This is a genomic window from Streptomyces javensis, from assembly GCF_039525925.1.
GTDB lineage: Bacteria > Actinomycetota > Actinomycetes > Streptomycetales > Streptomycetaceae > Streptomyces > Streptomyces asiaticus.
This window is the reverse complement of record NZ_BAAAIF010000037.1, coordinates 1-20,442: the sequence shown is the minus strand read 5'-3', so window position 1 is coordinate 20,442 and position 20,442 is coordinate 1. Positions and strand designations below refer to the sequence as shown.

Below are 20,442 nucleotides of genomic sequence, written 5' to 3'. Positions count from 1 at the left end.
CGCCCCGTCAGCTGTGGCCCATGATGGGGCGCGGGCGGTAGGGGGCCTCCAGGCGGGCCACCTCCTTCTCGTCGAGCGTCAGCCCGACCGCCGCGACCGCGTCCTCCAGATGGCGGGTCTTCGTGGCGCCGACGATCGGCGCGGTGACCGCGGGCCTGCTGAGCAGCCATGCCAGCGCGACCTGGGCCGGGGACACCCCGCGCTCCTCGGCGATCGCGCGGGTGGCGTCCACGGGAGAAGTCCGCGTCCGCGTACCACCGCTCCACCAGCGGATCGTTGCCCGCCCGGACCGTCTGGCCGGTGCGGTCCCGGTCGCGGGTGCCCGCCAGCAGCCCGCGCGCCAGCGGGCTCCACGGGATGACGCCCACGCCCTGGTCCAGGCAGAGCGGGTTCATCTCCCGCTCCTCCTCGCGGTAGAGCAGGTTGTAGTGGTTCTGCATCGAGACGAACCGGGTCCAGCCGTGCGCCTCGGCGATGTGCTGGGCCTTGGCGAACTGCCACGCGTACATGGAGGACGCGCCGATGTACCGGGCCTTTCCGGCCTTCACCACATCGTGCAGCGCCTCCATCGTCTCCTCGAGCGGCGTCTCGTGGTCGAAGCGGTGGATCTGGTAGAGGTCCACGTGGTCGGTGCCCAGCCGCCGCAGCGAGGCGTCGATGCCCGCCATGATGTGCTTGCGGGACAGACCGCGGTCGTTGGGGCCCTCGCCCATCGGGTTGTAGACCTTCGTGGCCAGGACGTAGTCGTCGCGGCTGGGGAAGAGCTCCCGCAGCAGCTCACCGGTGATCTCCTCGCTGCGGCCCACCGAGTACATGTCGGCGGTGTCGAAGAAGGTCACCCCCTCCTCGGCCGCGCGCCGCACGATCGGCCGCGCGTCGTCGATGTCCAGCTGCCAGGGCCGGTGCTCGGGGTTGCCGTAGCTCATCATGCCCAGGCAGATCCGCGACACCTTCACGCCCGACGCGCCCAGCCGTACGTACTCCATGCGTCTGCTCCTCCTGCTCGTCCGCCCGTTCGGCCGACCCGTCACAGCAGACCACCCCGGCTGCCGGATTGTCAGCCCGGTGTGACGAAACCGCTTTCATACGCGGCGATCACCGCCTGGGTGCGGTCCCGGACGCCCAGCTTGGTGAGCACCGCCCCCACATGCGTCTTGACGGTGGCCGGGCCCACCGCCATCCGGGCCGCGATCTCGGAGTTGGACAGCCCGTCGGTCATCAGCCGCAGCACCACGGCCTCCCGCTCGGAGAGCCGCTCGCGCAGCGCCCGCGCCGTCGTCTCGCGGTCCGGGCCGCGGGCGGCGGCGTGCTCGGCGGCCAGCGCCCGCACCGCGGCCGGGAACAGCAGCGAATCGCTGCGCGCCACCACCCGGACCGCCTGCACCAGCTCCGCCGCGCGGGCCCGCTTGAGCAGGAAGCCGCTGGCCCCGGCGCGCAGCGCGTCGTACACATGGCTGTCGTTCTCGAACGTCGTCACCACGATGACGCGCGGCGGGTCCGGCACGGTGCCCAGGATCCGCTCGGTGGCGCGGATGCCGTCCACATCGGGCATCCGCACGTCCATCAGCACCACGTCCGGGCGCAGTTCACGGACCACCGGCACGGCCTCGGCGCCGCTTCCGGCCTCGCCCACGACCTCCAGATCCGGTTCGCTGGAGAGGATCGCGCGCAGCGCGGTGCGCACCATCCGCTCGTCGTCGACGAGCACGATGCGCAGGGGGGACGGCTGGCTGCTCACCGGGACGCCTCCACCGGGAGCCGGACCGTGAGCCGCCAGACGCCGTCCACGGTGTCCCAGGCGCAGGTGCCGCGCAGCAGGGTGACCCGCTCGGCGATGCCGCGCAGCCCGCGGCCGCCGCCGGCGGTCCGTGCCCGGGTGGTTCCGTCCACCGGGTTCTCCATCGTGATCTCCACCTTCTTCGGGTCCTCGGCGATCCGGAGCCGCACCGGCACCCGGCCCGCGTGGCGCAGCGCGTTGCTGAGCCCCTCCTGGACGATGCGGTACGCCTCGCGGGAGACCACGGGCGGCAGCCGGTCCAGCGTGCCCGGGGCGGTCAGCTCGACGGCGACGCCCGCGGCCCGGGTGCGGGCGAGCAGCCCGTCCAGGTCCATCAGGGTGGGGGAGGGGGCGGTGGCCGGTGCGGCCTCCTCTTCCCGTAACAGGCCCAGCACGCTGTCGAGTTCGCCGACCGCGTCCCGGGTGGTCTCCTCGATGGCCGCCAGCGCCTCCCGGGCGAAGTCCGGGTCGGTGTCGAGGACCTTGCGGGCCGCGCTCGCCTGGAGGGTCACCGCGCTCAGCGCATGGCCGACCGAGTCGTGCAGCTCATGGGCGATCCGGTTGCGGGAGGCCAGCCGGGCGGCGCGCCGCTCGGCGGCGGCGACCCGCTCGGCGGGGGCCGGTCCGAGCAGCGCGGGCGCACAGCGGGCGAACAGCGCCCCGGCGGCCGCGGCGAGCCCCATGAGCATGGCCAGCAGCGCCACCCCGGCCAGCGGCGCCAGCGCGGTGGGGGTCGAGCCGAACGCGTCCGGCCAGCCCAGCCCGTCGGCGTACGAATCGTCGGTGAACGGCAGCGCGACCAGCAGCGCCGAGGCGGGCAGCAGGGACAGGAAGAGCCCGCTGACCAGCCCGCCGATGGCCAGGTGCAGCGCGTACCAGAGCGCGGTGCGGGCGCGCGCGTCCCATGAACCGGCGGGCCCGGCCGCGAGCTCCGCGGACTCCGGCAGCCCGCACAGCGAGCGCGCGGCGGTGGCCTCCAAGGGGCGTACGAGCGGCAGGAGCGCGGTCGGCGCGGCCAGCGGCAGGGCCGAGGCGAAGGTGCCCAGCTGCCACCGCAGCGAGGTGAAGGGATCGGCGCCATGGGCCAGCATCGCGAAGACGACGGTGGTCAGCAGGTAGTACGGCATCAGCAGGGCGCCGCCGAGCACCAGATGGACCCAGCGCAGCTGGGTCCGGCGGCCGACCACCGTTCGGACCGCCCGCCGCCACCACGCCCCGGTCACCGGGGCAATCCGACGGTCATCCGCACAGCGTAGGTCAGATGCGCGGGTGCCGGTGTGGGTCTGGGCCATGGCCACCAGCCTTCCGGCGCGGCGGGCGCGGCGCGTCACCCCGCCCGACGATCCCCCTCCGCCATGCGGTGGAGGCGAACGTCCTCCCATGGGTCAGAGGCGGCTGGGCCAGAGCCGGCTGGGCCAGAGCCGGCTGGGTCAGAGGCGGCTGGGTCAGAGGCGGCGCGTCGCGAGGGTGAGCCGGTCCCGGGCGTCGAACAGGGCGTCCTTGATCATCTGCTCATGGGTGGGGGTGAGCCGGGCCACCGGCACCGAGCAGCTGATGGCGTCGCGCGAGGGGGTGCGGTACGGGATGGCGATGCCGAAGCAGCGCAGGCCCAGGGTGTTCTCCTCGCGGTCCACCGCGTACCCCTGCTCCCGGATGAGGTGCAGCTCCTCGATCAGCTTCTCGCGGTCGGTGATGGTGTGCTCGGTGAGCTGGCTCAGCGTCTCCGGCAGCAGCTTGCGCACCTGCTCGTCGGAGTACGTGGCCAGCAGCGCCTTGCCCAGCGAGGTGGAGTGGGCGGGCAGCCGGCGGCCGACGCGGGTGAAGGGGCGCAGATAGTGCTGCGACTGCCGGGTGGCGAGATAGACGACATTGGTGCCGTCGAGCCGGGCGAGGTGGATGGTCTCGGTGGTGTCGTCCGAGAGCCGGTCCAGGGTGGGGCGGGCGGCGGCCACGACCTCGTCGCCGTCGATGTAGGAGGTGCCGACGAGCAGGGCGCGCACTCCGATCCCGTAGCGGGTGCCGGTGGCGTCCGTCTCCACCCAGCCGAGCTCCACCAGGGTGCGCAGCAGCATGTAGAGGCTCGACTTGGGATAGCCCACGGCCTCCTGGACCGCGGCGAGGCTGTGCATCCCGGGCCGCCCGGCGAAGAACTCCAGCAGTTCGACCGTGCGTACTGCCGATTTGACCTGGGCCCCGCCTGTCTCGGCAGCTGACATCGCCTTGACCCCTCTGTTCGACCAGCCATAGAGTCCCGAGGGGAAATTCATCACCCGGGACAGCGTTCAGCATATCGAACACCGTCGATGTGTGTGACGCAAGCAGCGGTAACACCACAGCAGGAGGAATCCGCGGTGTCAGCACCAGTGTGGAGCGTCGACCCCCGAACCGGAAAGCAGCGTGAGCAGGTAGCGGTCGAAGCCACGGCGGAGGAGGTCGACCGCGTGGTGCGCGCGGCGCACGCCGCCCGCGGCTCCCTGGCCGACCGCGCGGTGCGCGCCGCTCTGCTGCGCACCGCCGCCGATCTGCTCGACGAGGCCCGTGACCAGCTGGTCGAGGCCGCCGACGCGGAGACCGCCCTCGGCCCCGCCCGGCTCACCGGTGAACTCGCCCGCACCACCTACCAGCTGCGGTCGTTCGCGACCATCGTGGACGAGGGCGCCTTCCTGGACGTCCGGATCGACCACGCGGACGCCACCCAGACCCCGCCCTGGCCCGATCTGCGCCGCTACAAGCTGCCGCTCGGCGTCGTCGCCGTCTACGCCGCCAGCAACTTCCCGCTCGCCTTCTCCGTGCCCGGCGGGGACACCGCCAGCGCCCTCGCCGCGGGCTGCCCGGTGATCGTCAAGGCCCACCCCGACCACCCCGCCACCTCCGAGGTGGCCGCCTCCGCGCTGCGTCGCGCCGCCGAGCGGGTGGGGGTGCCCGCCGATGTGATCGCGGTGGTGCACGGCTTCGACGCGGGCCTAGAGCTGGTCAAGCACCCGCTGATCGCCGCCGCCGGGTTCACCGGCTCGGTGCGCGGCGGCCGCGCCCTGCACGACGCGGCGGCCTCCCGGCCGGTGCCGATCCCCTTCCACGGCGAACTGGGCAGCCTCAACCCGGTCGTGGTCACCGAGGCCGCGGCCGCCGAGCGCGGCGATCAGATCGGCGCCGGGCTCGCGGGCTCCATGACGCTGGGCGTCGGCCAGTTCTGCACCAAGCCCGGCTTTGTGCTGGCCCCGGCCGGACCGGCGGGCGACGGCCTGCTGAAGTCCCTCACCGACGCGGTCAGCAACACCGACGCCGGGGTCCTGCTCGACCACCGGATGCGGGACAACTTCGTCGCCGGGATCAAGGAGCGCGTCGAGCTGGCGGACGTGGAGGCCCCGGTCACCCCCGGCTCCGGCGGTGAGCACACCGTCAGCGCGGGCTTCCTGACCGTCCCGGCGCGGCGGCTGGTCGAGGGAGGCCCGCACGATGTGCTGCTCGAGGAGTGCTTCGGCCCGGTGACCGTCGTGGCGCGCTACGAGAGCGACGACGAGATCAGGGCGGTGCTCGGGCGGCTCCCGGGCAACCTCACCGCCACCGTCCACCTCTCCGCCGCCGAGGGCGAGGGCACCGAGGGCCGGGCCGGTGAGCTGATCGCCGAGCTCACCCCGCTGGCCGGCCGGGTCCTGGTCAACGGCTGGCCGACCGGTGTCGCGGTCGCCCCGGCCCAGCACCACGGCGGCCCCTACCCGGCCACCACCTCCACCTCCACCTCGGTCGGCGGCACCGCCATCGAGCGCTGGCTGCGACCGGTCGCGTACCAGGACACCCCGGCCGCCCTGCTGCCGCCGGAGCTGCGCGACGAGAACCCGCTGGAGCTGCCGCGGCGGATCAACGGCGTCCGGGAGCAGCGCGGCTGACCCCCGGAACGACGGCCCGGCCGCCGGACCCGCGGATCTGACCCGCGCGTCCGGCGGCCGATTCGCGTCGGCGTTCGCCCGGGCGCCGCGTACGCCATCAGAATCGCCGCTGGTCAGCGGGTATGTATAAGGATCGCTTGAAGGCATCCGACACGGAAACGCGATGGACGCCGGGGTGCGCCAGTCCCATAGTTGATGGGCATGGAGAGCCTGGCGGGCGCCGAATTCGCGCCACACACGACGTATCTCACCACCGCGTCCAGCGGTCTGATCCCCGCACGCTCCGCAGCCGCCGTGCGGGAGGTCCTCGAGGGCTCGGCCGCCGGACAGCCCATCGCCGACGTGTCCTTCGAGGCGGTCGAGGCGAGCCGCGCCGTCTACGCCCGGCTCGTCGGCGTACCGGCCCGGCGCGTCGCGGCCGGCAGCTCGGTCGCCGTGTACGCGGGGATGATCGCCACCTCGCTGCCGTCCGGGGCCGAAGTCCTGGTGGCCGAGGGCGACTTCAGCTCCCTGGTCAACCCCTTCGCCGTGCGCGGCGACCTCAAGCTGCGCAGCGTGCCGCTGGAGGGGATCGCGGAGGCGGTGCGTCCCGGTACGGCGCTGGTGGCCGTGAGCGCGGTCCAGTCGGCGGACGGGCGGATCGCGGACCTTCCGGCCATCCGGGAGGCCGCCCGGGCGCACGGGGCCCGCACGCTGGTGGACACCAGCCAGGCGGCCGGCTGGTTCCCGGTGAGCGCCGCCGAGGACGACTACACGGTCTGCGTGGCCTACAAGTGGCTGATGTGCCCGCGCGGGGCCGCCTTCCTGACCGTGCCCGAGGACCTCGGCGAACTCACCCCCGTCTTCGCGGGCTGGGTCGCGGGCGAGCAACCCTGGGACAGCTGCTACGGCCCGGTGCGGGAACTCGCCCACTCCGCACGGCGCTTCGACGAGAGCCCGAGCGTGTACGCCTACGTCGCGGCCCGGCACTCCCTCGCGCTGATCGAGGAGCTGGGCACCGAGGCCATCGCGGCGCATGACCGCGCGCTCGCCGACCGCTTCCGGGAGGGGGTCATCGCGCTCGGCCACCGGCCGGTGGCCGCCCCGGGCTCGGCCATCGTCTCCGTGCCGGGGCTGGGGGACGCCGCGCCCCGGCTGGCGGAGGCGGAGGTGCATGTCTCGGCGCGGGCCGGCAACCTCCGCGCCTCCTTCCACCTGTACAACACCGCGGCCGATGTGGACCGGCTGCTGGAGAAGCTGTCCGGCTGAGAAATCTGAGGGAAGCCGGGGTACTCCGGCTTCCCTCAGATCACGGACGTCACGTCATCCCACGGCGTCATCACCGTACGGGCGTGAAGTCCCTCGCGCCGATGAACTCCGGCCTGCGGATCGGTGCGGCGAACGGCTCGACCGCCGTGTTCTCCACGCTGTTGAACACGATGAACACATTGCTGCGGGAGTACGGCGTGATGTTGTCGCCGGACCCGTGCATGCAGTTGCAGTCGAACCACGTCGCCGACCCGGCCAGGCCGGTGAACAGCTTGATGCCGTGCTTGTCGGCGAAGCCGGCGAGGGCCTCGTTCGACGGGATGCCGGCGTCCTGCATCTGGAGCGACCGCTTGTAGTTGTCCTTCGGCGTGGCTCCTTCACAGCCGAGGAAGGTGCGGTGCGAGCCCGGCATGATCATCAGGCCGCCGTTGGTGTCGAAGTTCTCGGTCAGGGCGATCGAGACCGACACGGTCCGCATGTTCGGCAGGCCGTCCTCGGCATGCCAGGTCTCGAAGTCCGAGTGCCAGTAGAAGCCCGAGGCCCCGAAACCCGGCTTGACGTTGATCCGGCTCTGGTGGACATAGACGTCCGAGCCCAGGATCTGCCGTGCGCGACCCACTACCCGCGGGTCGCGCACCAGGTTCGCGAAGACCTCGCTGATCCGATGCACCTCGAACACCGACCGTACGTCCCTGGACTTCGGCTCGATGATCGAGCGTTCATCGGCGCGCACGTCCGGGTCGGTGACCAGCCGGTCCAGTTCGGCGCGGTACACCGCGACCTCATCCGGAGTGATCAGCTGGTCGATCGCCAGAAAGCCGTCGCGATCGAAATCGCTCAGCTCGGACGGTTGCAGCGGCCCCGGAGCCCCGGGCTCGGACCACACCACCGGGTCCACGCGTGGTGTGGCCACCTCCACGGCACCACGGGTCGGGTACAGGTCAGTGACCGTGGTCATCGGATCATGCCTCCTCGGTCTCGGTGATCAGCGGGTATACGCCGTTCTCATCATGGTCCTCCCGTCCGGTGATCGGCGGGTTGAAGACACAAACGCACCGGAAATCCGTCTTGGGACGCAGTGTGTGCTTCTCATGCCCGTTCAGCAAGTACATGGTGCCGGGCGTGATCCAGTGCTTCTCACCGGTCTCGTCATTGGTGAGCTCGGCCTCGCCCTCGACGCACAGCACCGCCTCGATGTGGTTGGCGTACCACATCGACGTCTCGGTGCCCGCGTAGAGGATGGTCTCGTGGAGCGAGAAGCCGACGCCCTCCCGGGCGAGCACGATGCGCTTGCTCTCCCAGGTGCCGGACTTGGACTTGATGTGCCTCTCGGTGTCCTCGATGTCCTTGAAGGATCGGACGATCACGGTGAGATCTTGCCTTTCTCTTCTCTGCGGTGCGGGAGGGTTATGCGGTCTCGCGGACCGCGCGGGCGAGGGTCCGCAGCCCCTCGTCCAGGTCTTCGGGGGAGATCGTCAGCGCGGGCAGCAGCTTGACGACCTCGCTCTCGGGGCCGGAGGTCTCGACCAGCAGACCGAGTTCGAAGGCACGCTTGCAGACCGCCGAGGCGCGCGGCTTGTCCTCGAACTCCATGCCCCACACCAGGCCACGGCCGCGGAAGTGGACGCCGGACTGCTCCTCGCAGATGGCGCGCAGGGCCTGCTCGACCTGCTCGCCGCGGGCGAGGGTCTGCTTCTCCATCTGGCCGTCCGCCCAGTAGGTGTCCAGGGTGGCGGCGGCGGTGACGAACGCGGGGTTGTTGCCGCGGAACGTGCCGTTGTGCTCGCCGGGCTCCCAGATGTCCAGCTCGGGCTTGAAGAGGGTGAGCGACATCGGCATGCCGTAACCGCTGATGGACTTGGAGACGGTCACGATGTCCGGGGTGATGCCCGCCTCCTCGAAGGAGAAGAAGGCGCCGGTACGGCCGCAGCCCATCTGGATGTCGTCGACGATCAGCAGCATGTCCTGGCGCTCGCACAGCTCGGCCAGGGCGCGCAGCCACTCGGGCCGGGCCACGTTGATGCCGCCCTCACCCTGCACGGTCTCGACGATCACGGCGGCGGGCTTGTTGAGCCCGGAGCCCTGGTCCTCCAGCAGCCGCTCGAACCACAGGAAGTCCTCGACCGTGCCGTCGAAGTAGTTGTCGAACGGCATCGGGGTGCCGTGGACCAGCGGGATGCCCGCACCGGCGCGCTTGAAGGCGTTACCGGTCACGGCCAGCGAGCCCAGCGACATGCCGTGGAAGGCGTTGGTGAAGGAGACGATCGACTCGCGGCCCTTGACCTTACGGGCCAGTTTGAGCGCGGCCTCGACGGCGTTGGTGCCGGTCGGGCCCGGGAACATGACCTTGTAGGGCAGGTCACGCGGTCGCAGGATGTTGTTCTGGAACGACTCGAGGAAGGCGCGCTTGGCCGTGGTGGACATGTCCAGGCCGTGGGTGACGCCGTCGCGCTCGATGTAGTCGATCAGCGCCCGTTTCAGCACCGGGTTGTTGTGGCCGTAGTTGAGCGACCCGGCTCCGGCGAAGAAGTCGAGGTAGGTGTGGCCGTCCTCGTCGTACATGTGGCTGCCCTGCGCGCGGTCGAAGACAGCAGGCCAACCGCGGCAGTAGCTGCGCACCTCCGACTCCAGGGCCTCGAAGACGCTCAGGGCGGGCGGGGTGATGGTCACAGCGTTCTCCTGGGAGAGGGGTGTGAGGGGGGTGAGGAGGGAGTGGGGGATCGGGGGTGGTCGATCGAGGTCGGGGTCAGGTCCGGTCGGCGCGCGGGCCGCGCGGGCCGAACGGACCGATGCGGTAGAGCACCTCGGGCTCATGCGCACCGTCGGGGAACAGACCGCCGTGGAAGAGCACCTCACGCTCGAGCGGGGCTTCGTGCCGCTCCGCGAACGAGGTGAACAGCCGGTTCGAGGCGGTGTTGTCCGGGGTGATCGTCGTCTCGATGCCACGGACGCCGATCGCGGCGACCCGCTTGACCAGCCCGTCCAGCAGGGTGGCGGCCAGTCCGTGGCCACGCCAGGCGTGGTCGACGGCGACCTGCCAGACGACCAGGGTCTCGGGACGCTCGGGCCGGACGTAACCGGTGATGAAGCCGACCGGTCCGCCGTCGGCGTCGCGCGCCACTACGGATGTGGCGGCGAAGTCGCGGCACCACAGGAGGTAGCTGTAGGAGGAGTTGAGGTCCAGGGTTTTGGAGTCGCGAGCGATTCGCCAGATCGCGGCTCCGTCCTCGACGCGTGGGGTGTCGAGAGACAGGCCCTCCGGCAAATCCAATTCGCTACGGACTAGGTCTGCTTGTGCGGCGGTCATGCAAATTCAATTTACCCAGCAGAATCAGAAAATGCATCGTGGTGGGGGGTTACGTGGAGGGGGGTCGATGTGTTATCACGCGGGAGCGCGTGCGCGCGCGGCCGCTCGCCGAAAGGCGGTGATTTGTGGGGGAGTTACTGGGGCATAGCGGATCGCATGTGGAGTCTGTCACATGTGCGTAACTGGCCGGTGACCCGCTTGAATTTTGGTGGCAGGATCCCGTGAAAAATTTTGCGTTTAGGAATCAGAAAAGCGGGCAGACGAATGTGGAAGCAGTAGCGGAAAAACGCGGAGAATTTCTGGCCAAGCTGCCATGAATTCAATCTCCCACGGTGAACTGAGGGAAGTCGCCCCGCACCGCGAAGGCCCCCGAGGCGCCGTTGCCCGAGGCCGCGTAGGCGTCCCGCCCGGTGTCCCGGTCGCCCTCGGCGTGGTTGTACTGCCCCGCGAGGACATACCGGCCCGCGGCCACGGTCGCCCCCTTCCGGAGCGTCCAGCGGTAGACCAGCACACCGTCCTCGACATGGGTGGCGGTGGTCACATCGCCGGTCGGCAGCGAGGTCCAGGCCCCGGTGGACCGCACGCCCCCGGTGTCCGCCACCCGCAGCTCCACCGTCAGCGAGGTCAGCGGCCTGCCGATGGTGAGCGTGATGTCGCTCTGCGCCCAGTACGGATTGGAATGGGCGTTGATGGCGCCCTTGGACCGCACGGTCGGCTCGGCGAGGTGGTTTGGACCGGCCGCGGTGGGATAGGCGCTCGGCGTGTGCCGCTCAGCATCGCTCTGCGTCCCGGCGTCCGGCTCGTCCCCGGGCCGCCGGTCCGGGTTCGTGTTCGCGCTGTTCGCGCCGGCGCTCGCGCCCGCCGGGGGCGCGGCGGGTTCGCTCGAGGTGCGCACCGTCTGCGGCCGATCGGCACCGTCCGTGGCCACCACCGCGATCCCCGTCGCGGCGACCGCCGCGGCCAGCCCGGCGACCGGGCTCACCACCCGGGTCCAGCGCGGGCTCGTCCGCGCGGCGCGGCGCCGGTCGTCGGCCGCCATGCCCGCCGTGACCCGGGCCAGCATCCGGATCCGGTCCGGCTCATGGGAGACGGCGGCCGTACGCAGCTCGGCGACGACATCGCGGCCCTCGGGGCGGTCGCCGCTCTCGGGGCGCTCGCGATGCTCGATCATCAACTGCCCCCTCCTGCGTGCCCGGCGTGGCCCATGTGGCCAGAGTGCCGGGCCGGGCCGGTGTGGCTCGTGTGGCCTGTGTGGCCCGTGTGGCCCGTGTTTCCGGCGCGGAGCGTTCGTACCGTCCGTCCCGTCCGGTCGGCCTCGCCGGCCGCGGACAGTTCCTCCTCGTCCCCGCCGTCCGGTGGGCCGAGCAGCCGCTCCAGCTCGGCGATGCCGCGTGAGGTCTGGCTCTTGACCGTGCCCACCGAAATGCCCAGCGTACGAGCCGTCTCCCGTTCGGAGAGGTCGAAGGCGTGGCGCAGCACCACACACGCGCGCTTGCGGAACGGCAGCCGGACCAGCGCGGCCTGCACATCCACCACGGCGGACACATCCGGGTCGTCCACGCGGTCGGGGCGCTGCGAGGAGAAGAGCGCCACGCGGCGCCGCTCGCGCACCAGGCTGCGGATCCGGGACCGGGCCAGATTGGCGACCACGCCCCGGGCGTACGCGGCCGGGTGGTCGGCGGCCCGCACCCGGTCCCACTGGTGCCAGACCGCCACCAGCGCGTCGGCCGCCAGGTCGTCCGCCCCGTCGGAGCTGCCGAGCAGCAGATGGGCGAGGCGGGCCAGCTCGGCGTGGTGCCGCTCGAAGAAGTCCCGGAACTCGGCCTGTGGATCGGCCGGTAAGCCGTCGGGGCCCTCCGGTGCGTCGGGCGCCTGCGGGGAGACGCCCTCCGGGCCCCCCGGTTCCCGTGGCGGGCCCGTCATGCGCGCCGCGTCCATCCGTACGGCTCGCGCGGTGCCCGAGGCGGCCGCGTCATCGGCGGGAGCGCTCACGAGGACCTCCTCACTGCCGCTCGTCCGGTGGGTTGCGTGAGCGTAGCAGCGCTCTGCGTGTTGTTCGAGTGGCGCCGTTCCCGCTGATGGGAATTGGCCGGTCAACGCCCTGCTCCGGTCTCGTACAGTGCGTTGCATGAGGGATAGCGCGGTGCTCCACATCAAGGGCCGGGTCCTGGTCGGACCGGACACCGGCGACGCTTCCGGGGGCGTACGGGACGAGCTGTGGGTGGTCGACGGCAGGATCACCTTCGAGCGGCCGTCCGGGGCCAGGGACATCCGGCTGATCGAGGGCTGGGTACTGCCCGGCCTCGTCGACGCCCACTGCCATGTCGGACTCGACGCCCATGGGGCGGTGGACGACTCGACGAGCGAGAAACAGGCGCTGACCGACCGGGACGTCGGGGCGCTGCTGCTGCGGGACGCCGGATCGCCGGCCGACACCCGCTGGATCGACGACCGCGAGGACCTGCCCCGCATCATCCGGGCCGGCCGCCATATCGCCCGTACCAAGCGCTACATCCGCAACTACGCGCATGAGATCGAGCCCGAGGACCTGGTCGCCTATGTGGCCGCGGAGGCGCGGCGCGGCGACGGCTGGGTCAAGCTGGTCGGCGACTGGCTCGACCGGGAGACCGGTGACCTGGGGCTCTGCTGGCCGCGCGGCGCGGTCGAGGAGGCCATCGCGGAGGCGCACCGGCTGGGCGCGCGGGTCACGGCGCACTGTTTCGCGGAGGAGAGCCTGGCCCCGCTGGTCGAGGCGGGGATCGACTGCATCGAGCACGCCACCGGGCTCACCGAGGAGACCATCCCGCTGTTCGCCGAGCGGGGCGTGGCGATCGTGCCGACCCTGGTCAACATCGCCACCTTCCCCCGGCTGGCGCTGGGCGGCGAGGCGAAGTTCCCGCGCTGGGCCGACCATATGCGGCGGCTGCACGCGCGCCGGTACGAGACGGTGCGGGCGGCCTACGACGCGGGCATCCCGATCTACACCGGCACGGACGCGGGCGGCGGCCTGGCCCATGGGCTGGTCGGGCAGGAGGTCGCCGAGCTGGTGAAGGCGGGCATCCCGGTGCGCGACGCGCTCTCGGCGGCGACCTGGGGAGCGCGGGACTGGCTCGGGCGGCCGGGGCTCACCGAGGGGGCCTCCGCCGATCTCGTCGTCTACGACGCGGATCCGCGCGCCGATGTGCGGGTGCTGACGACGCCGCGGCGGGTGGTGCTCCGGGGACGGGTGGTCGGCTGACGCGGTGCCGGGGGCCTGCCGCGGTGCCGGGGGCCTGACGGCGCCTCGGGGGCCTGACGGCGCCTCGGGGGCCTGCCGCTGCGCCGGGGGCCTGACGGCGCCTCGGGGGCCGATACGGGCGGGAGACAGGTGGGGGACGGGTGGGGCGAGGGGTGCCGGAAGGGAACGTGGTTCGAACTGGGCGGCGAACCACACCCTTTGGGATGAACGGACATCATGTGTCTGCCTGTTTACCCTCAGTGCGCAAATATGGCGTGGTCGAGGCCGTCGGCGCCCGTGGAGTCCCCCGCGGCAGGCGCCGGCGGCTCCATGTCTCCTGTGGGGGTCCACTCACGTGTCCTGTTCCAGTAACACCTACTTCGGCATGCCCACCCGCCGTCTGGCGGCCGCCACCGCCGCCGCCGCGGTCTCCGTCCTGGGGCTGCTGCCCGCGGCGAACGCGCAGGCCGACACCGGTGCGACCACCGGTAAGGCGGGTGCGGTCGTGCTCCGCACCGATCTCGATGTCTCCCTGCTCAACAAGACCGTCAGCGCTCCGCTCTCGGTCGTGCTGAACGATGTGCACGCGCCCGCGACCGCCAGCAAGACGGCGCTCAGCGCGACCGTGGACGGCGTGGACGGGGGCCGGCCGTTCAATGTCCTGCGGGCCGATGTGGCCACCGCCCGGGCCGCCGCGGACAAGCAGCGCGCCGAGGGGTACTCCAACCTCGTCAACGCCCAGGTCCATGTCCCGGGCCTGGCCGCGGTGCCGCTGATCACGGTCGAGCAGGTGACCTCGAAGGCGGTGTGTGCCGTCGGGAAGCGGCCGACCGCCCACTCCAACCTGCTCGGCAGCGTCAGCGTGCTCGGTCAGAAGGTCACCCTGCGCACGAGCGGCACCACCACGGTCGATGTGCCGTCGCTCGGCCAGGTCCGGCTCGACCTGTCGCGGACGGCCACCACCTCGCGCACGGCGGCGGCCACGGCGCTCAACCTGAAGGTCTCGGTGAACCCGCTCAAGCTGAATGTCTCGGAGGTCGAGGGGCAGGTCACCCTCGCCCGGGCGACCTGTGAGTCGCCCGGGGCCGCGGCGGTCGAGCCCAGCCCGAGCGTGGGCTCCCAGACCAAGCCCGAGCCCAAGCCGGAGCACCTGGCCGAGACCGGCGGCAGCTCGGCCACGCCGTACCTGGTGGCCGGTGGCGCCCTGCTGCTCGCCGTGGGCGGCGGCGCCGTCGTCCTGGCCCGCCGCCGTCGAGCCGCCGCCACCAGCGGCGACGCCGCCTGACGCCGGTTCGTCGAGTCCGGCACCCGCGCCACCCGGCGCGGGTGCCGGGACCGGGGCGGCCACGCGCATGGGCGTGCACGTCGGGCCGTGGACGCCGAGCCTGGGGGCGCCGAGCCTGGCGGCGCGGGTGCGGCGCGGTTCGAATTGCGCCCCGAAGGGGCGCGGGGAACCGCGCGACCAGCCACGACGCAGCCGCGGATGAACGACCCCACCTCGTGCCACTTCCGGCGGAACTTCCCGCGGAGTGCTCAGGCGGCCGTGTCGGCCATCGCCTTCGTCAGGGCGATGATGAAGCGGTCCGTCGTGGCGCGGTCGCGGACGGCGAGCCGGAGCCACTCCGGGCCGAGGCCCGGAAAGGTGTCACCGCGGCGGACTGCGAAGCCCAGCTCCCGCAGCCGGGTGCGGATCGCCGCCGCGCCCGCCACCCGGATGAGCAGAAACGGCCCGGCCGCCGGGCCGCACACCCGCACCTCGGCCCACTCCGCCAACTCGGCCAGCCGGTCGGCCAGATGGGCCCGGTCGGCGGCCGTGCGGTCGGCGGCGCGGGCCGCCTCGGCGAGGGCGGACGGGGTGCAGCACGCCTCGGCCGCCGCCAGGGCCGGGCTGGACACCGGCCACAGTGGCTGGACCCGCTCCAGCGCCGTGATGGTGTCCGGCTCCGCCAGTACGTAGCCGATCCGCAGCCCCGCCAGGCCCCAGGTCTTGGTGAGGCTGCGGAGCACCACGAGCCCCGGCACATCGGTGCGGGCCGCCAGCGACTCCGACTCACCCGGGACGGCGTCCATGAACGCCTCGTCCACCACCAGCGTCCGCCCCGGCCGGGCGAGCCCGGCCACGGCATCGGCCGGGTGCAGCACGGACGTGGGGTTGGTGGGGTTGCCGATCACCACCAGATCGGCGTCCTCCGGCACGGCCGCCGGGGTCAGCCGGAAGCCGTCCCGCTCATCGAGGACCGCGCGCTCCACCGGGCGCCCCGCGTCCCGCAGCGCCGCCTCCGGCTCGGTGAACTGCGGATGCACCACCACCGGCCGTCGGGCCGGTATGGCGCGGGCGAGCAGGACGAACGCCTCCGCGGCGCCCGCGGTCAGCAGCACCCGGCCGACCGGAAGCCCATGGCGCGCGGCGACCGCCTCCCGCGCCACCCGCCCGTCCGGATAGGCGGCCAGCCCGTCGAGGGACGCGGCGATATGGGCCTTGAGCCACTCCGGAGGCGTACCGGCCCGGACGTTGACCGCGAGGTCGGTCAGGGCGGCGTCGGCACCCCGCACCTCCGCGTCCCCGTGATGTCGCAGATCGAACCCGGCGGACCCACCATCGGCGGCGGACCCACCATCGGCGGCGGACCCTTCCGCGGGCGGGTTCGCCGACGGCTCAGCGGACATCGGCGTGGGCATCCGGATGCGCGAAGGCATGGGCGTCATCGCTGAACCCGGCGCGCTCGCTGGTGTCGGCCACCTCCTCATAGCGGTCCATGACCAGATCGGCCAACTCCCGCGCCGGGCCGATGACATCGGCCGCGACCACCTCGACCTCGGGGTGGGCGAGTCCCCAGCCCTCCGCCTGCTGCCGAACCCGCTCCAGGGCGTCACCCTCGAACAGGAAGTACGGCAGCACCACGACCCGCCGCGCCCCCAGCTTGGCGCAGCGGTCCAGGCCGGAGGCCACATCCGGGGCGGCGAGCGAGGCGAAGGCCACCTCGACGCCCGCGAAGCCACGGCCCTCCCACAGCAGCCGTGCCGCGCGGTGCACCTCGGCGTTGGCCTCGGGGAGCGGCGAACCGTCGCCCACCAGCAGCACGGTCGTCTCCGCGCGGTCCGAGGGCAGCCGGGGCCGATTGCCCAGCGCCTCGTCGAGCCGCCGCTCCAGCAGGCTCAGCAGTGTGCGGTGCGGGCCGAGCGGCCGGGCGGAGGTGAACGAGGCGTCGGCGTGCCGCTCCGCCTCCTGGGCCAGCGCGGCGGCGATGCCGTCTCTCGGGGGAGCCGCGGGGATCAGCGTCATCGGGACGACCGCGAAGCGGGTCACCCCTTCTCCGACGAGCCGGGTGACCGCGTCGGACAGCGGATGGCTGCCCGGTCCGGTGAGGCCACCCGCCACGGGCAGGTCCGGGTGGCGTGTGGCCAACTCCCTGACGAATGCCTGGAAGGCGGCGGCGTGCCTTTCGTCTCGCGTGCCGATTCCTGCGATGAGCAGGGCGGGCGGGGTCGTCACGAGGTCTCCTTGGTGCAGGTGGTGCGGGTGTCACGGTCGGCGGGGGGCGGGCTGTTCCGCCCCGAGACGTTACTGACCTGCGTCGGGGCGGTCGACGGCAGGTCTTCGCTGCCCGCCCTGCCCGGATTTGACCGCCACCGGGCGGCTGGGGTCCTTCTGACGGATCTCCGCGGCGTCACGGAGATCCGTCAGAAGGACCCTGGCGACGGCGCAGGTGGCCTTCCCGGGGCGGCCGTGTGGCCTGGACTTCCGCTTGGCGACGAGCAGTTGGCCCCCCGGACCGGCCGCCAGCAGCGCGGCCGCCTCGGCGACCCCGGACGTGCCCACGGCGGTGAGCGGCGCCGCGGACGGGTTCGGCACCTCCACCGCGGCCAGCGCCTCGGCCGGGTATCCGCACAGCGGCACCCCCAGCCGTTCGGCCGCCGTCAGCAGCCCGGCCTCCCCGGCCTTGGCCTCGACCGTGGCCAACTCGGCGACGCCGCACGGGGAAAGGCCCGCCTCCGCCAGGGTGGCCTGGACCAGCCCGAGCACCTCGCCGGCGGATACGCCCCGGCCGGCCCCGACCCCGACGACAAGCGGCGCCGCGGGTGGGGGAGACGCCGTGCCCCGGCCGATGACCTCCACGTCAGCTCACCGCCTCGGCTCAACCGGCAGGGGACGCACATCTGTTGACGAACCGGGCCGCCGCCCCTGGGACCGAGGCCCAGTGCACATGCAGATAGGAGGCATGCACATCTCCCTGTGCGAACCCTTCGGTACGACGCTCCGGGTGGACGAGCCCCCAGGCGGGCTCCGGCCCCGCTCCGGGCACGATGGTCGTGCGGTGGAACTCATGGCCGCGCACCCGTGTCCCCGCGGCGGCGAGTGAGGTGTCGGAGACGGCCACGGCCTCACGGTAGCCCAGCGTCAGACGTTCCGACATCCGTGCCTTCGCGGCCAGCACCCCGCACATCGGCTGCCCGTCCAGCGAATGCGCCAGATACAGCAGTCCGGCACATTCGGCGGCGATGGGCGCGCCGGACGCGGCGAGTCCGGCGACGGCGGTGCGCAGCGGCTCGTTCGCGGACAGCTCGGGGGCGTAGACCTCCGGGAAGCCGCCGCCGATCACCAGGCCGCCGGTGCCCTCGGGGAGGCGCTCGTCCCGCAGCGGGTCGAAGGGGACGACCCGCGCCCCCGCCGCCGTGAGCAGCTCGGCGTGCTCCGCGTACGAGAAGGTGAACGCGGCCCCGCCCGCCACGGCGACCACCGGCCGCGCCGCCCGATGGCCCCGGCCCCCGGCATCGTCGCCCGGGCCCCCGGCACCGGGGACGGCGGCCATCGCCCGGTGTATCTCCTCCTCCGGATCCCAGGGCCGCCCGGACAGCGGCGGTGCGCTGCGCGCCAGCGCCAGCAGCCCGTCGAGATCGCAGCCCTCCCGCACCCGCGCCGCCAGCGCGGCCGCCGAATCGACCGCCTCCGCATGGCGCTCGGCCACCGGCACCAGACCCAGATGGCGGCTCGGGGCCCGCACCGCCCGCGTCCGGCGCAGCGCGCCGAACACCGGCACCCCGCACCCCTCCAGCGCCTCGCGCAGCATCGCCTCGTGACGGTCCGAGGCGACCTTGTTCAGGATCACCCCCGCGACCCGCACCCCGGGGTCCCAGGAGGCGAAGCCATGCACCAGCGCGGCCACCGACCGCGACTGCGACGACGCGTCCACCACCAGCACCACCGGTGCCCGCAGCAGCTTGGCCACATGCGCCGTCGAGGCCAGCTCGCCCTGCCCGGCCGCCCCGTCGAACAGGCCCATCACCCCCTCGACCAGGGCCAGATCGCAGCCCGCCGCCCCATGCAGGAACAGCGGCGCGATCCGGTCCGGACCGCATAGATAGGCGTCCAGATTCCGGCCCGGGCGCGCGCCCCCGGTCCGGGACCGGCCGGCCCCCGAGGCGTCCGAAGAGGCGGCCGAGGAGATCGCGAGCGCGTGATAGCCAGGGTCGATGTAGTCCGGGCCGACCTTGTGCGGGGACACGTCCAGACCGCGCTCCGCGAAGGCGGCCATCAGCCCGGCCGTGACCGTCGTCTTCCCGCTGCCGGAGGCGGGGGCCGCGATCACCAGGCGCGGGACACTCACCACTCGATGCCTCGCTGGCCCTTCTGACCGGCGTCCATCGGATGCTTGACCTTGGACATGTCGGTGACCAGATCGGCGAAGTCCAGCAGCTGCGCCGGTGCGTTACGCCCCGTGATGACCACGTGCTGCGTCCCGGGCCGGTCCCGCAGCACCGCCACCACCTCGTCGGGGTCCACCCAGCCCCAGTGCATCGGATACGCGAACTCGTCCAGCACATAGAGCCGGTATGTCTCCGCCGCGAGATCGCGCTTGACCTGCTCCCAGCCCTCGCGTGCGGCCTCCTCGCTGGAAGCCATGTCGCGCTGGACCCACGACCAGCCCTCGCCCATCTTGTGCCATGCGACGGTCCCCCCTTCGCCCGAGTCGCCGAGGACGCGCAGCGCACGCTCCTCACCGACCCGCCATTTCGCGGACTTTACAAATTGGAATACACCGACCGGCCAGTTCTGGTTCCACGCCCGCAGCGCCAGCCCGAACGCCGCGGTCGACTTGCCCTTGCCCTGACCTGTGTGGACGAGCACCAGCGGACGGTTGCGGCGCTGGCGGGTGGTCAGCCCGTCGTCCGGCACGGTGGTCGGTTGTCCTTGCGGCATCAGGCGGCCCTCCGAGGGTTCGAAACGGTTCGTACATCGCGCACCAGCGCCGTCACGCTGTCCGCGCGCAGCTCGTCGAGTGTCACCGGGGTGCCCCGCAGTTCGCGGGCGAGCGCGCCCGCGAGCCCCAGCCGCACCGGCCCCGACTCGCAGTCCACGACCACCGAGGCGACCCCGTCGCCCGCGAGCATCCGCGCCGCGCGCCCGGCCCGCTCGACCGGCGTGGGACCGCCGGACCGCCGCGCCTCCGTGGCCCGCCCGTCGGTCACCACGACCAGCAGCGGACGGCGTGCGGGATCCCGCAGCCGCTCCACCCGCAGCACCTCCCGGGCCTTCAGCAGCCCGGCCGCCAGCGGCGTACGTCCGCCCGTCGGCAGCCGCTCCAGCCGTGCGGCGGCCGTGTCCACCGACGAGGTGGGTGGCAGCGCCAGCTCGGCGTCCGTACCCCGGAAGGTGATCAGCCCGACCTTGTCCCGCCGCTGGTAGGCGTCGAGCAGCAGCGACAGCACCGCACCCTTGATCGCGCTCATCCGCTTCCGCGCGGCCATCGAGCCCGACGCGTCCACCACGAACAGCACGAGGTTGCCCTCCCGGCCCTCGCGCACCGCCTCGCGCAGATCGTCCCGGCGCACCAGCAGCCCGGGCCCGCGCCGTCCGCGCGCCAGCTGATGCGGGGCGGCCGCCCGGACGGTCGCCGACAGATGCAGCGCGGCGAGCGTCCCCCGCGGGCGGCGCGCTCCGGTGGTGCGGCCGTGCGCGCTGCGGGCGCGCGAGCGACGGCCCGCCGCGCCCTCGCCCAGACCGGGG

Annotated in this window: 18 protein-coding genes and 2 pseudogenes; 4 read left to right on the top strand and 16 right to left on the bottom strand. The window is 72.8% G+C overall.

Annotation, left to right across the window (positions count from 1 at the left end; genetic code table 11):
- Window positions 1–7: 7 nt before the first annotated feature.
- The 4 genes and pseudogenes from ABD329_RS28250 to ABD329_RS28235 form a co-directional block, all read right to left on the bottom strand.
- Window positions 8–986: pseudogene (locus ABD329_RS28250) on the bottom strand (aldo/keto reductase).
- Between the two features lie 71 nt (window positions 987–1,057).
- Complete coding sequence (locus ABD329_RS28245; RefSeq protein ID WP_309142836.1) at window positions 1,058–1,738, bottom strand: response regulator transcription factor; 681 nt, start codon at window positions 1,736–1,738, stop codon at window positions 1,058–1,060.
- Window positions 1,735–3,000, bottom strand: coding sequence for a sensor histidine kinase (locus tag ABD329_RS28240; RefSeq protein ID WP_344317098.1), 1,266 nt, complete (start codon window positions 2,998–3,000; stop codon window positions 1,735–1,737). The genes ABD329_RS28245 and ABD329_RS28240 overlap by 4 nt, the downstream gene beginning before the upstream one ends.
- A 222-nt stretch (window positions 3,001–3,222) precedes the next feature.
- On the bottom strand, window positions 3,223–3,993 hold the full coding sequence (locus ABD329_RS28235; protein WP_020872266.1) for an IclR family transcriptional regulator: 771 nt from the start codon (window positions 3,991–3,993) through the stop codon (window positions 3,223–3,225).
- Between the two features lie 135 nt (window positions 3,994–4,128).
- Between ABD329_RS28235 and ABD329_RS28230 the strand changes: the two genes are divergently transcribed.
- Both ABD329_RS28230 and ABD329_RS28225 read left to right on the top strand, forming a co-directional pair.
- A complete protein-coding gene (locus ABD329_RS28230; RefSeq protein ID WP_344317097.1) occupies window positions 4,129–5,664 on the top strand; it encodes an aldehyde dehydrogenase (NADP(+)) in 1,536 nt (511 codons plus the stop codon).
- Window positions 5,665–5,865: 201 nt separating this feature from the next.
- Window positions 5,866–6,912, top strand: coding sequence for an aminotransferase class V-fold PLP-dependent enzyme (locus tag ABD329_RS28225; RefSeq protein ID WP_198279558.1), 1,047 nt, complete (start codon window positions 5,866–5,868; stop codon window positions 6,910–6,912).
- A gap of 70 nt (window positions 6,913–6,982) precedes the next feature.
- Here ABD329_RS28225 and thpD read toward each other — a convergent pair whose 3' ends face one another.
- From thpD to ABD329_RS28195, 6 genes and pseudogenes are all read right to left on the bottom strand, one after another.
- Window positions 6,983–7,870: an ectoine hydroxylase gene (gene thpD / locus ABD329_RS28220; RefSeq protein ID WP_198279559.1), complete on the bottom strand. Its 888-nt coding sequence runs from the start codon at window positions 7,868–7,870 to the stop codon at window positions 6,983–6,985.
- Window positions 7,871–7,874: 4 nt separating this feature from the next.
- Window positions 7,875–8,279, bottom strand: a complete 405-nt coding sequence (locus ABD329_RS28215) for an ectoine synthase (RefSeq protein ID WP_198279560.1) — start codon at window positions 8,277–8,279, stop codon at window positions 7,875–7,877.
- A gap of 40 nt (window positions 8,280–8,319) precedes the next feature.
- The gene (ectB, locus tag ABD329_RS28210) at window positions 8,320–9,582 is read right to left on the bottom strand and encodes a diaminobutyrate--2-oxoglutarate transaminase (protein WP_198279561.1); all 1,263 of its coding nucleotides are present in this window, start codon (window positions 9,580–9,582) and stop codon (window positions 8,320–8,322) included.
- Between the two features lie 76 nt (window positions 9,583–9,658).
- Entirely contained in the window at window positions 9,659–10,219 is a 561-nt protein-coding gene (gene ectA, locus ABD329_RS28205; RefSeq protein ID WP_198281760.1) for a diaminobutyrate acetyltransferase, read from the bottom strand.
- Window positions 10,220–10,538: 319 nt separating this feature from the next.
- Window positions 10,539–11,390 (bottom strand): hypothetical protein, encoded by an 852-nt coding sequence (locus ABD329_RS28200; RefSeq protein ID WP_198281759.1) that lies wholly within the window; start codon window positions 11,388–11,390, stop codon window positions 10,539–10,541.
- A 143-nt stretch (window positions 11,391–11,533) separates the two neighbouring features.
- A pseudogene (locus tag ABD329_RS28195) lies at window positions 11,534–12,142 on the bottom strand (SigE family RNA polymerase sigma factor); the annotation flags it as partial.
- A 205-nt stretch (window positions 12,143–12,347) separates the two neighbouring features.
- Between ABD329_RS28195 and ABD329_RS28190 the strand changes: the two are divergent.
- Window positions 12,348–13,457, top strand: a complete 1,110-nt coding sequence (locus ABD329_RS28190; RefSeq protein WP_198281757.1) for an amidohydrolase family protein — start codon at window positions 12,348–12,350, stop codon at window positions 13,455–13,457.
- Between the two features lie 364 nt (window positions 13,458–13,821).
- On the top strand, window positions 13,822–14,721 hold the full coding sequence (locus ABD329_RS28185; RefSeq protein ID WP_198281514.1) for an SCO1860 family LAETG-anchored protein: 900 nt from the start codon (window positions 13,822–13,824) through the stop codon (window positions 14,719–14,721).
- A gap of 248 nt (window positions 14,722–14,969) precedes the next feature.
- Here the strand turns inward: ABD329_RS28185 and cobC are convergent, their stop codons facing one another.
- From cobC to ABD329_RS28155, 6 genes are all read right to left on the bottom strand, one after another.
- Window positions 14,970–16,103, bottom strand: coding sequence for an Rv2231c family histidinol phosphate aminotransferase CobC (gene cobC, locus ABD329_RS28180; protein WP_198281511.1), 1,134 nt, complete (start codon window positions 16,101–16,103; stop codon window positions 14,970–14,972).
- On the bottom strand, window positions 16,093–16,929 hold the full coding sequence (locus ABD329_RS28175; RefSeq protein ID WP_198281512.1) for a sirohydrochlorin chelatase: 837 nt from the start codon (window positions 16,927–16,929) through the stop codon (window positions 16,093–16,095). The genes cobC and ABD329_RS28175 overlap by 11 nt, the downstream gene beginning before the upstream one ends.
- A gap of 69 nt (window positions 16,930–16,998) precedes the next feature.
- Complete coding sequence (locus tag ABD329_RS28170; RefSeq protein ID WP_198281513.1) at window positions 16,999–17,553, bottom strand: cobalamin biosynthesis protein; 555 nt, start codon at window positions 17,551–17,553, stop codon at window positions 16,999–17,001.
- 19 nt (window positions 17,554–17,572) lie between these two features.
- Entirely contained in the window at window positions 17,573–19,045 is a 1,473-nt protein-coding gene (locus ABD329_RS28165; protein ID WP_344317096.1) for a cobyrinic acid a,c-diamide synthase CobB, read from the bottom strand.
- On the bottom strand, window positions 19,039–19,635 hold the full coding sequence (cobO, locus tag ABD329_RS28160) for a cob(I)yrinic acid a,c-diamide adenosyltransferase (RefSeq protein WP_198282186.1): 597 nt from the start codon (window positions 19,633–19,635) through the stop codon (window positions 19,039–19,041). The genes ABD329_RS28165 and cobO overlap by 7 nt, the downstream gene beginning before the upstream one ends.
- Window positions 19,635–20,442: vWA domain-containing protein (locus tag ABD329_RS28155; protein ID WP_344317094.1), on the bottom strand; the 808-nt coding region annotated here is incomplete at its 5' end. The genes cobO and ABD329_RS28155, both read right to left, overlap by 1 nt.